8 protein-coding genes are annotated in these 11,223 nt (G+C 71.1%); 7 read left to right on the top strand and 1 reads right to left on the bottom strand.

From position 1 onward, the window contains the following. Positions 1-231 precede the first annotated feature (231 nt). Positions 232-1,311, bottom strand: coding sequence for an acyltransferase family protein (locus ACFU5G_RS25900; protein WP_377251272.1), 1,080 nt, complete (start codon positions 1,309-1,311; stop codon positions 232-234). A gap of 155 nt (positions 1,312-1,466) precedes the next feature. Here ACFU5G_RS25900 and mfd point away from each other — a divergent pair, with 155 nt between their 5' ends. The 7 genes from mfd to ACFU5G_RS25865 all read left to right on the top strand — a co-directional run bounded on the left by mfd (position 1,467) and on the right by ACFU5G_RS25865 (position 11,176). After that, positions 1,467-5,060 (top strand): transcription-repair coupling factor, encoded by a 3,594-nt coding sequence (mfd, locus tag ACFU5G_RS25895; RefSeq protein ID WP_377251270.1) that lies wholly within the window; start codon positions 1,467-1,469, stop codon positions 5,058-5,060. A gap of 115 nt (positions 5,061-5,175) precedes the next feature. Beyond that, entirely contained in the window at positions 5,176-6,123 is a 948-nt protein-coding gene (locus ACFU5G_RS25890) for an ABC transporter substrate-binding protein (RefSeq protein WP_377251268.1), read from the top strand. A 203-nt stretch (positions 6,124-6,326) separates the two neighbouring features. Beyond that, a complete protein-coding gene (locus tag ACFU5G_RS25885) occupies positions 6,327-6,629 on the top strand; it encodes a helix-turn-helix transcriptional regulator (protein ID WP_026365986.1) in 303 nt (100 codons plus the stop codon). Positions 6,630-6,718: 89 nt separating this feature from the next. After that, positions 6,719-7,909, top strand: coding sequence for a type II toxin-antitoxin system HipA family toxin (locus tag ACFU5G_RS25880; RefSeq protein ID WP_377251266.1), 1,191 nt, complete (start codon positions 6,719-6,721; stop codon positions 7,907-7,909). A gap of 100 nt (positions 7,910-8,009) precedes the next feature. Further along, positions 8,010-9,428 carry an ATP-binding protein gene (locus tag ACFU5G_RS25875; protein WP_377251264.1) on the top strand — a complete coding sequence of 473 codons (1,419 nt, stop codon included), beginning with the start codon at positions 8,010-8,012 and terminating at the stop codon, positions 9,426-9,428. Between the two features lie 46 nt (positions 9,429-9,474). After that, the gene (kynA, locus tag ACFU5G_RS25870) at positions 9,475-10,335 is read left to right on the top strand and encodes a tryptophan 2,3-dioxygenase (protein ID WP_377251262.1); all 861 of its coding nucleotides are present in this window, start codon (positions 9,475-9,477) and stop codon (positions 10,333-10,335) included. Continuing rightward, positions 10,328-11,176 carry a hydrolase gene (locus ACFU5G_RS25865; protein ID WP_377251260.1) on the top strand — a complete coding sequence of 283 codons (849 nt, stop codon included), beginning with the start codon at positions 10,328-10,330 and terminating at the stop codon, positions 11,174-11,176. The genes kynA and ACFU5G_RS25865 overlap by 8 nt, the downstream gene beginning before the upstream one ends. The last annotated feature ends 47 nt before the right edge of the window (positions 11,177-11,223 follow it).

Raw genomic sequence — 11,223 nt, 5'->3', positions numbered from 1 at the left:
CCTCGATGCAAACTGCCGACCTCGATGCAAACTGCCGACCTCGATGCAAACTGCCGACCTCGATGCAAACTGCCGACCTCGATGCAAAGTGCCGACCTCGATGCAAACTGCCGACCTCGATGCAAACTGCCGACCTCGATGCAAACTGCCGACCTCGATGCAAACTGCCGACCTCGATGCAAACTGCCGACCTCGATGCAAACTGCCGAGTCCGCGGTGCAAACTGCCGAGTCAGCGGCGCCCGCCCGTCAGCCAGCGGGGCGGGGCGAACAGCCAGCGCGCGCCGATCCGCGGGGCCAGCGCGCCCAGGCCCAGGCCGACGCCGATCGCCGCGGCCCAGAGCACCACCGGCAGCCACTGCGACTGCGGCGCGGGGATCCAGATCGCGTTGCTGTACAGCAGGTACAGCAGCGCGAGCACCACCGAGGTGTGCGTGACGAAGACCGGCAGCGTGCGCGCGCCCAGCCAGCGCAGCCCGAGCGAACCGGGCACGCGGGAGACCAGCACGCTCACGGCCACCCCGGCCGGCACTCCGGCGACGTTGGCCAGCAGGTAGCAGCCGGGGACGTCGGCCAGGCCGAGCTGGCGCACCGCGACCTGGACCGCGAGCCAGAGGGCCACGGCGCTCAGCGCCCAGTACCACGTCATGCGCTCGGCGAACCGTTCGAGCAGCGACCGCAGGTGCAGGCCGCCCAGGAAGAACAGCGCGAACTGGGCCGTGCCGCGCCACGCGATGCTCTCCGGCTCCCAGCCCGCCAGCGCCCAGCCGCTCACGGCGGCCGCCGCCAGGAGCTGCACCGGCACGGGCACGCGGCGCAGCGCCCGCGCGACCACGAAGAACGCGGCCAGCGTCCAGAGGAACCACAGCTCCGAGCGGGGGACGAGCAGCGACCGGGCGAGCTGGTCCGCGAGGGTGCCCCAGTCGGCGTCGGCCACCTGGTAGTAGCCCGTGACCAGGCGGACCACCAGCGAGACGGGCTCCCACAGCACGAACACCCACGCGAAGTACAGCAGCTTGCCGCGGGCCAGCGTGGACCACGGCACCGTCGTCCACTTGCCGGCGAACATGCCCGCCACCGCGAAGAAGAGCGGCATGCGCAGGCTGCGCAGGGTCTCGTTGACCTCGCGCAGCACGCCCACCTCGTACCCCGTGGACCACGTCCAGTTGGTCGCGTGGTAGAGCACCACCAGGCCGATGGCGAGGCCGCGGGCGGCGTCGGGCCAGTCGAGCCGGACGGCGGAGCGGTGCGCGACGGCGGCCCGTCCTGGGGCGGGCGTGCCGTGCCGCGGGGAGCTAGAGGGGGTGAACATCGCCGGTCATCGTAGGACAGAGCGGGACGGAAGGCACCGCAAAGCGTGGTGTCAGTGCCCAGGAGTAGCCTGGGACCAGCCCCTCACCACATGACCCCTACCCGGGTCATGCCCGTGAAGGGCCCGTCGTCGTGCGCCCTCGAAGGAACAGATCTATGAACCTCACCGGCCTCCTCCCCACTCTTCTGCGCGATCCCGGCGCCTCCGCCGCCGTGGAGCACGTGCGCCTCCGCGGGTTCGCGGACGTGGTGGGGCCGGTGGGAGTGCGCCCGCCGCTGCTGGTCGCGGCGGCCGAGCGGCGGCCCCTCGTGGTCGTGACCGCGACGGGCCGGGAGGCCGACGACCTGGCCGCGAGCCTGCGCGGCTACCTCCCTGAGGAGCGGGCCGACGACGTCGCCGTGCTCCCGTCGTGGGAGACCCTGCCGCACGAGCGGCTCAGCCCGCGTGCGGACACCGTGGCGAAGCGTCTGGCGGTGTTCCGCCGGCTGGCGCACCCGGCCGAGGGCCACGGCCAGGCCGGCGAGGTCCGCATCCTGGTGATGCCGGTCCGCGCCCTGCTGCAGCCGGTCGTGGCGGGCCTGGGGGAGCTGGAGCCCGTGCAGCTCGAGGCCGGCACCACGGCTGACCTGACCGACGTCGCCGAGCGCCTCACCGCCGCCGCCTACACGCGCGTCGACATGGTCGAGCGGCGCGGCGAGTTCGCGGTGCGCGGCGGCATCCTCGACATCTTCCCGCCCACGGAGGACCACCCGCTGCGGTGCGAGTTCTGGGGCGACGAGGTCACCGAGATCCGCTGGTTCGCCGTGGCCGACCAGCGCAGCCTGGAGATCGCGGAGCACGGCGTGTGGGCGCCGCCGTGCCGCGAGATCCTGCTCGACGACGCCGTCCGGCAGCGCGCGGCCGACCTGGTGCCCAGCCTGCCGGGCGCGGTCGAGATGCTCGACAAGCTCGCCGCCGGCGTCGCCGTCGAGGGCATGGAGTCCCTCGCCCCGGTGCTGGTGGACCACATGGTCCCGGTCCTGGAGCTGGTACCCGAGGACGCCCTGCTCGTGGTCAACGAGCCCGAGCGCGTGCGCCGGCGCGCGCACGACCTCGTGGCGACCACCGAGGAGTTCCTCGCCGCCGCCTGGACCGGCGCGGTGGCCGGCGGTGCGGCGCCGATCGACCTGTCCGCGGCGTCCTTCGAGACCTTCGCCGAGGTGCGCGAGATCGCCGCCCGGCGCGGCCTGGGCTGGTGGACCCTGTCCGCCTTCACGCAGGACACGGAGCTCGCCGACGACTCGCCGGGCGGCGACGGGTCCGAGACCGTGTTCACGATCAGCGCGCGGGACGTCGAGTCCTACCGCGGCGACCTGGCCCGCGCGCTGGACGACGTGCACGGCCTGCAGGTCGCGAGCTGGCGGCTCGTGCTGACCACCGAGGGCCACGGCCCGGCCAAGCGCATGACCGAGCAGCTCTCGGCGGCGGGCACGGCGGCCCGGCTCGCGGGGTCGCTGGAGGAGGAGCCCGAGCCCGGCGTCGTGCACGTGGTCGCGGGCGGCGTCGGCAAGGGCTTTGTGGCGCCCGAGCTGCAGCTCGCCGTCTTCTCCGAGCAGGACCTCACGGGGCGCGCCGGGTCCGGCACGCGCGACATGCGCCGCATGCCCAGCCGGCGCCGCAACGTCGTCGACCCCCTCCAGCTCAAGGCCGACGACTTCGTGGTGCACGAGCAGCACGGCGTCGGCCGGTTCGTCGAGATGGCGCAGCGCACCATGGGCACCGGCGGCAACCGGGCCACGCGCGAGTACCTCGTGATCGAGTACGCGAGCAGCAAGCGCGGCCAGCCCGGCGACCGGCTGTTCGTGCCCACCGACCAGCTCGACCAGGTCACCAAGTACACGGGCGGGGAGGCGCCGTCGCTGTCCAAGATGGGCGGCGCCGACTGGAAGAACACCAAGGCCAAGGCGCGCAAGCACGTCAAGGAGATCGCGAGCGAGCTGATCCGCCTGTACAGCGCGCGCATGGCCACGCAGGGCCACGCCTACGGCCCGGACACCCCGTGGCAGCGCGAGCTGGAGGACGCCTTCGCGTACGTCGAGACGCCCGACCAGCTCGCCACCATCGACGAGGTCAAGGCCGACATGGAGAAGTCCGTCCCGATGGACCGCCTGGTCTGCGGCGACGTCGGCTACGGCAAGACGGAGATCGCCATCCGGGCCGCCTTCAAGGCGGTGCAGGACGGCAAGCAGGTCGCCGTCCTGGTGCCCACCACCCTCCTGGTGCAGCAGCACTACGAGACCTTCTCCGAGCGGTACACCGGGTTCCCCGTGAACGTGCGGGCGCTGAGCCGGTTCCAGTCGGCCAAGGAGTCCGAGGAGACGCTCGCCGGCCTCAAGGAAGGCAGCGTCGACATCGTGATCGGCACCCACCGCCTCATCACCGGGTCCGTCGCGTTCAAGGACCTGGGCCTCGTGGTGATCGACGAGGAGCAGCGCTTCGGCGTCGAGCACAAGGAGACGCTCAAGCAGCTGCGCACCAACGTCGACGTGCTGGCGATGTCCGCCACCCCGATCCCGCGCACGCTGGAGATGGCCGTGACCGGCATCCGCGAGATGTCCACGCTGGCCACGCCGCCGGAGGAGCGGCACCCCGTGCTCACCTACGTGGGCGCCTACGAGGAGAAGCAGATCGCGGCGGCCCTGCGGCGCGAGCTGCTGCGCGAGGGCCAGGTCTTCTACGTGCACAACAAGGTGGAGACCATCCAGCGCGCCGCCGGCCGGCTGAGCGAGCTCGTGCCCGAGGCCCGCATCGGCGTGGCCCACGGCAAGATGAGCGAGCACCAGCTCGACCAGGTCATCCGCGCCTTCTGGGAGAAGGAGCTCGACGTGCTGGTCTGCACCACGATTATCGAGACCGGCCTGGACATCTCCAACGCCAACACCCTGATCCTGGAGCGCTCCGACATGCTGGGCCTGTCCCAGCTGCACCAGCTCCGCGGCCGCGTGGGCCGCGGGCGCGAGCGCGCCTACGCCTACTTCCTGTACCCGCCCGAGAAGCCGCTCACCGAGACCGCGCACGACCGGCTCGCCACCATGGCCGCCCACACCGACCTCGGCGCGGGCATGCAGATCGCCATGAAGGACCTCGAGATCCGCGGGGCGGGCAACCTGCTCGGCGGCGAGCAGTCGGGCCACATCGCCGGCGTCGGCTTCGACCTCTACGTGCGTATGGTCGGCGAGGCCGTCTCCGCCTTCCGCGGCGACGCGGAGGAGGAGGCGCCCGAGGTCACCATCGAGCTGCCCGTGGACGCGCACCTGCCCGAGGCCTACATCGCCACCGAGCGGCTCCGGCTCGAGGCCTACAAGAAGATCGCCACGGCACAGGACGCCGCGGCGCTCGCGGAGGTCCGCGCGGAGCTCACCGACCGCTACGGCGTGCTGCCCGACGTCGCGGACGCCCTGTTCGACGTCGCCGACTTCCGCAACCACGTGCGCAAGGCCGGGCTCACCGACGTCACGGCGCAGGGCAAGTACATCCGGTTCGCGCCGGTCAACCTGCCGGAGTCGGCGCAGCTGCGCCTCAAGCGGCTCTACCCGGGCACCATCCTCAAGCCGGCGATCCGCGCGTTCCTCGTGCCGTTCCCGACCACCGCGCGGATCGGCGGGCGCCCGCTGCGCGGCACCGAGGTGCTCCAGTGGGCCCGGGGTCTCATCGACGCGGTGATTCTGGCGGACGTGGGGGCTGCCGCTAAGGTCGGCACACGCTCGTGACGCCGGGGTCGCTGCCGTGGGAGTAGGTGAAACTCGAATTCACAGCAAATGACCCGGACCGTATAGGCTCCACCCGCGTAACCCGCTCATCATGTCGTTTTGTGGAGGACACCGCATGGCTCTCGGACATCACGTGCGTGGACACCGCGCACGTGCGGCCATCAGCTCGATCGCGGCGGTGACCGCGCTCGGCGCCCTGCTGACCGGCTGCGCGACCGACTCTTCCGGGTCGACCGAAGGCTCCGCGCAGACCGTGGAGGTACGCCCGGAGCTGCGCGCAATGCTCCCGGGCGAGCTGCGGGCGGAGTCCACGCGGATCGCCGTCGGTACGGAGTCGGGCTACCCGCCCTTCGAGTACACGAACGAGGCCGGCCGCATCGTCGGCTTCGAGATCGACCTGTTCGACGCCGCGTCGAAGCGGCTCGGGATCAAGTACAACTTCGTGGACATGCCGTGGGACTCGCTGATCGACGAGCTGTACGCGAGCAACGTCGACGTCGTCGCCGCGGCGATGTCGGACACCGCTGAGCGCCAGGTCGAGTCCGACTTCGTGGACTACTACAACGACAGCGACGCGATCATGGTCCCGGCCGGCAACCCCGCCGGTATCAAGACGCTCAAGGACCTGTGCGGCCGCAACGTCGCGGTCCTGGGTGGCACCGACCCGAACGACTACACGTCGCAGCAGACGGCGCTGATCGCCCTGAACGAGAGCGACTGCAGGGCCAAGCCGATCGTGATCACGCCGTACGGCACCGACGCCGAAGCGCTCGCTCAGGTCGAGGCGGGCAAGGCCGACGCGGAGCTCACCCAGTGGTCGACCGGCGTCTACAACGCCAAGCAGGTCGGCTCCGGTGACATCTTCGAGGTGGCCAACACCGAGATCATCAACCCGACGCCCCTGGGCTTCCGGTTCCTCAAGGGCGACGTCGAGCTCGTCCGCGCCTACCAGGCCGCGCTGCAGAGCCTGATCGACGACGGCACCTACGCCGACATCCTGGAGAAGCACGACCTGTCGGTCGGCGCCCTGGAGACGGCCACGGTCAACAACCAGCAGTCGTGACGCGCCGCTGACCGCAGCGCCAGGAGGGCCGCCCCACACCGTGTGGGGCGGCCCTCCGGCTTTTCCACGATCCGGCGCGCGAGGCGGATCCTGGGCCCAGAGGCGCCGTCCTGCCCCCATCCGATTCCGCACCACGAAATAGTGGCTACCACAGTGACCGTTACCAGCCCCGTCGGTTAGCCTGGTAACCGAAAGGAGCAGTCATGGCCAGAACATCCCTCCGTACCCAGCGCGATCTCACGTCGCTCGGCGACCACGTGCGTGCCTGGCGCAAGATCCACGGCCTCACGGCCCAGCTCGTCGCGGACCGCGCGGGCATCACCCGCACCACGTTGCGGGCCATCGAGACCGGCACGGGAACGGTCAGTCTCGAGAACACGTTCGCGGTGCTGCGGGTGCTCGGCATGGCCGACGCCGTCGTCGGCGCGAGCGACCCGCTGACCACCGAGATGGGCCGGTTCCACGCGGAACGGGCCCTGCCGCAGCGAGTCAGGGTCCCCAGCTGAACGAGAAGAAGAGAAGGTGAGCGCCGTTGTCGATTCGTGTCGAGGTCGAGCTTCCCGGCGGGGGTCAGGTCCGCGCAGGTGACCTCGACATGCATCTCAACCGCGGCGGCGCCCTCGTGGGCTGCACGTTCCGCTACGACGCCGCGTACCTGCGCGACCAGCGCGCGTACGCCCTGTGCCCCGAGCTGCCGCTGACGCCGGGGAACATCCCGTCGGGCAGCGACCGGCCCCTGTTCGGCGTCCTGGCCGACTGCCAGCCCGACCAGTGGGGCCGCACGCTGCTGTTCAACGCGGAGCGACGCGCAGCCCGCGCCGAGGGGCGCGGCTTCATGACGCTGACCGAGGTGGACTTCCTGCTCGGTGTGCAGGACGAGACCCGGCTGGGCGCGCTGCGCTTCTCGCTCGACGAGGGCAAGACGTTCATGGGGCCGCCGCGCGCCGAGGTCCCCGACCTCGTGGACCTGCCGTCGCTGACCGACGCGGCGGACGCCGTCGCGCAGCACCGGGAGACCGACCACGACGTGCGGCTCCTGGTCGCCGCGGGAACCTCGATGGGCGGCGCCCGCCCCAAGGTGACCGTGAAGGACGCAGACGGCGACCTGTGGATGGCCAAGCTGCCCGAGAGCGGCGACCGGTGGGACGTCCAGGCGTGGGAGTACCTGACGCTGCGCCTGGCCTCGGACGCCGGCATCGAGGTGCCCGTCGCGCGGCTGCACCGCATCGGCCCGTCCCGCTCGATCCTGCTCACCCGCCGCTTCGACCGGCGTCCGGACGGCGGACGCATCGGCTTCCTGTCCGCGGACAGCCTCACGCAGAAGGCGTTCTTCGAGGTCATCGACTACCGCACGCTCGCCGAGACGCTGGCGGACCACTCGGGCCGGCCGGCCACCGACGGGCACGACCTGTTCCGCCGCGTCGCGTTCACGCTGCTCGTGCGCAACGTGGACGACCACATGAAGAACCACGGTTTCCTGCGGCGCGCGGACGGCTGGTCGCTGTCCCCGCTGTTCGACGTGAACCCCAACCCGTTCGCCGTCGTCGAGTCCACGCCGCTCCGCCCGGGCGGCACGCGGATCGACCGCGACGTGCGGGTGCTGCTCGCCACCGCGGACTCCTACGGCCTGCGGCAGGACGACGCCCGCCGCGTGCTCGGCGAGGTCGCCGCGGCGACGTCGGGCTGGTCGCAGATCGCACGCGACATGTCGCTGCCGCCGGAGGAGATCGCGCTGATGGCGGAGGCGTTCGAGAACCCCAACCGGGACGAGGCGCAGGCGGCCTGACAGGCGTTCCCGGTTGCCGCTGGCAGCCCGTCACAATACTCTCACCAATGAGAGTCTCAATCACGAGACTCTCATTGGTGAGAGTAACTGGGGGTGGCGTGTGAACGGCTTCATCGGACGTGACGCCGAGCTCGGGGTACTGCGCGACAAGCTGCGCGTCGTCAGCTCGGGCGAGCACGATCGGCCCGGACGCGCGTTGCTCATCCGGGGTCGCCGTCGGGTCGGAAAATCCCGCCTGGTCGAGCAGTTCGTTGATGGAGCAGGCCTTCCATACGTCTACTTCACTGCCGTCGGAGGGAACCGGAACGGCGACCTGGCGGGGTTCGTGGACGAGATCGCAGCGTCGAACCTGCCCGATGCCGCTATTGCCCTGGATTTCGCTGCCCCTGACACCTGGGACGCGGCATTTCGCGTGCTTGCCTCGCTTCTGCCACAGGACTCACCAAGCGTGGTGGTGCTGGACGAGGTCCCCTATCTGGTTCGAGAGGATGACGCGTTCGAGGGCGCGCTCCAGAAGGTGTTCGACCGCACCCTGTCGAAGCTCCCGGTCCTGCTGATCCTCATCGGGTCGGACATCGCGATGATGGAGGGTCTCAACACCCACGGGCGCCCGTTCTACCAGCGTGGTGTCGACATGATCGTGCCTCCGCTCACCCCTCGCGATGTGGCTGCCATGCTCGACCTATCTGCCGCGGACGCCTTCGACGCTTACCTCGTAACCGGAGGACTTCCGCTGCTCCTGACGGAGTGGGAGAGCGGGATGTCGCTCTGGGACTATCTCTCACGGTCCCTACAGAGTCCGACGTCGGCACTGCTGGTGAGCGGGGAACGGACACTTGCCGCCGAGTTCCCGTCCGAGACGCAAGCACGTGCGGTGCTCTCGGCGATCGGCCACGGGGAACGCACGTACTCGCTGATCGCCCGGGAGTCGAACGTCGGCCCGAACGTACTGTCCAGATCGCTCCAGCTGCTGGTTCAGAGGCGCACGGTCGTCGCGCAGACGCCCTTGTCGACGAAGCCGAGCAAGGAGACCCGCTACTGGATCGACGATCCCTACCTTCGCTTCTGGCTCTCGTTCGTCCAGCCAGGGTTTCCGCAGATCGAACGAGGGCGGGGCGATCGGGTCCTGCAGACCGTCCGGGACCGGTGGACGACCTGGCGTGGCCGTGCCGTCGAACCGGTTATCCGGGATGCTCTGTGGCGTCTGGCCGGTGATGAGCTCGTACCCGGGACCAACGTGGTCGGAGGCTACTGGACCCGGACGAACGACCCGGAGATCGACCTCGTTGGTGCGGATAGAGGTCCCGTCGCCAAGCGTGTGACCTTCGTCGGCTCGATCAAGTGGCTGGAGTCCCGGCCGTTCGACCACCGGGACGCGTCACGTCTGGTCGTGCACCGCTCTCAGCTGCCCGGAGCGACCGACGGCACGCCGCTGCTCGCCGTGTCGCGGAGCGGCAGCACGGCCGAGGGCGTCGCCGTCGTGTCGCCCGAGAAGCTGCTGGCCGCATGGGACAGCTAGGACACCAGGCGCAGGCGGCCTGAGTGCGCGGGGTTACGCTCGCGTCATGAGCGGCAACACCCGGCCCATCGAGGCCTCCATCCGCACGGACTTCCGCGACGAGATGGACTACGGCTCCTACCTGGGGCTCGACGCCCTCCTGTCGGCGCAGCACCCGGTGAGCGACCCACCGCACCACGACGAGCTGCTGTTCATCATCCAGCACCAGACCACGGAGCTCTGGCTCAAGCTGGTGGTGCACGAGCTGCGCGGCGTGCGGCGGTTCCTCGACAGCGACGACCTGCCCCGGGCCCTCAAGGGCCTGGCCCGGGTCAAGCACATCCAGCGCACCATCACCGAGCAGTGGTCGGTGCTCGCCACGCTGACCCCGAGCGAGTACGCGGAGTTCCGGGGCTCGCTGGGGCAGTCCTCGGGCTTCCAGTCCCACCAGTACCGCGCCGTGGAGTTCCTGCTCGGCAACAAGCACGCCGGCATGCTCCAGGTGTTCCGGGACAAGCCGGAGATCCACGCGCAGCTCGCGCAGCTGCTGGGGGAGCCCACGGTCTACGACGCGTTCCTGCGCCTGCTGGCCCGGCGCGGCCACGCGGTGCCGACCGAGATCCTGGAGCGCGACGTCACGCAGGCCTGGACCGAGCACCCCGAGCTGGTCGCCGTCTTCAAGACGATCTACGAGGACCCGCACGCCTACTGGGAGCTGTACGAGGCGTGCGAGGACCTGGTCGACATCGAGGACGCGTTCCAGCTCTGGCGGTTCCGCCACCTGCGCACGGTGCAGCGCACCATCGGGTTCAAGACCGGCACGGGCGGGTCGAGCGGCGTCGGCTTCCTCAAGCGGGCGCTGGACCTGACGTTCTTCCCGGAGCTCATCTCGGTCCGCACCGAGATCGACGGCCCGCTCGGTGTCTGACGGCGGGTCCACGACGCTGCCCGGCGTCGTCGACCACCACGTGCACCTGGGGCTGGTCGACCGGACGCTGCTCGCCGGCGGGCCGGTCACCGAGGTGCACGACTTGGGCTGGGACCCGCGCGAGGTGACCGCCTGGGCGGCCGAGCCGCCGTCGGGCGTCCGGATCCGGTACGCCGGGCCGTTCCATACCGCGCCGGGCGGGTACCCGAGCGGGCGCTCGTGGGCGCCGGACGCCGCGGTGCGGCACGTCGCCTCCCCGGACCAGGCCGCCGCGGCGGTGGCCGACGTCGTCGCCGCGGGCGGGTTCGCGGTCAAGGTCGCCCTGCACGCGGGCATGGCCCTGCTGCCCGACGACGTCCTGCGGGCGCTCGTGGACGCGGCGCACGCCGCGGGGCTGCCGGTGCTGGTGCACGCGGAGGGGCCGGGCCAGGCCGAGCGCGCGATCGACGCGGGTGCGGACACGCTGGTGCACGTGCCGTGGACCGAGGAGCTGCCGGCCGGCGTGATCGCCCGGGCAGCGCACATGACCTGGATCTCGACCCTCGCGATCCACGACGCGCCGGGCGGGTCGGCCGGCCTGACGCTCGCGTTGGCCAACGCGCGGCGGTTCGCCGCGGCGGGCGGGCGGCTCGTGTACGGCACGGACATGGGCAACGGGCCGACGCCGGTCGGGGTCAACGAGCGTGAGATCGAGCTGCTGGGGCGGGTGCTCACGGGGGAGGCGCTGCGCCGGGCGGTGCTCGGCCCGCCGGACGCCGTCCCCGCGTTGACCGCCCCGCGGCCCGTGCCGGAGACGGCGTCCGACCTGATCGCGTGGCTCCGGGCGGCGACCCGCCGCTGACCGCCCTTCGCTGGTCGAGCTTGTCGAGACCCGGGTCTCGACAAGCT

The sequence above is a fragment of the Promicromonospora sp. NPDC057488 genome (genome assembly GCF_042802395.1).
Lineage (GTDB): Bacteria > Actinomycetota > Actinomycetes > Actinomycetales > Cellulomonadaceae > Promicromonospora.
Note: the sequence above shows the minus strand (reverse complement) of the source record. Positions and strands in the feature narration are given on the sequence as shown.

What these genes read in the sequence shown, in the direction of transcription:
- ACFU5G_RS25900 (WP_377251272.1), bottom strand. Translation starts at nt 1,311, where the DNA reads ATGTTCACCCCCTCTAGCTCCCCGCGGCACGGCACGCCCGCCCCAGGA.
- mfd (WP_377251270.1), top strand. Translation starts at nt 1,467, where the DNA reads ATGAACCTCACCGGCCTCCTCCCCACTCTTCTGCGCGATCCCGGCGCC.
- ACFU5G_RS25890 (WP_377251268.1), top strand. Translation starts at nt 5,176, where the DNA reads ATGGCTCTCGGACATCACGTGCGTGGACACCGCGCACGTGCGGCCATC.
- kynA (WP_377251262.1), top strand. Translation starts at nt 9,475, where the DNA reads ATGAGCGGCAACACCCGGCCCATCGAGGCCTCCATCCGCACGGACTTC.
- ACFU5G_RS25880 (WP_377251266.1), top strand. Translation starts at nt 6,719, where the DNA reads ATGCATCTCAACCGCGGCGGCGCCCTCGTGGGCTGCACGTTCCGCTAC.
- ACFU5G_RS25885 (WP_026365986.1), top strand. Translation starts at nt 6,327, where the DNA reads ATGGCCAGAACATCCCTCCGTACCCAGCGCGATCTCACGTCGCTCGGC.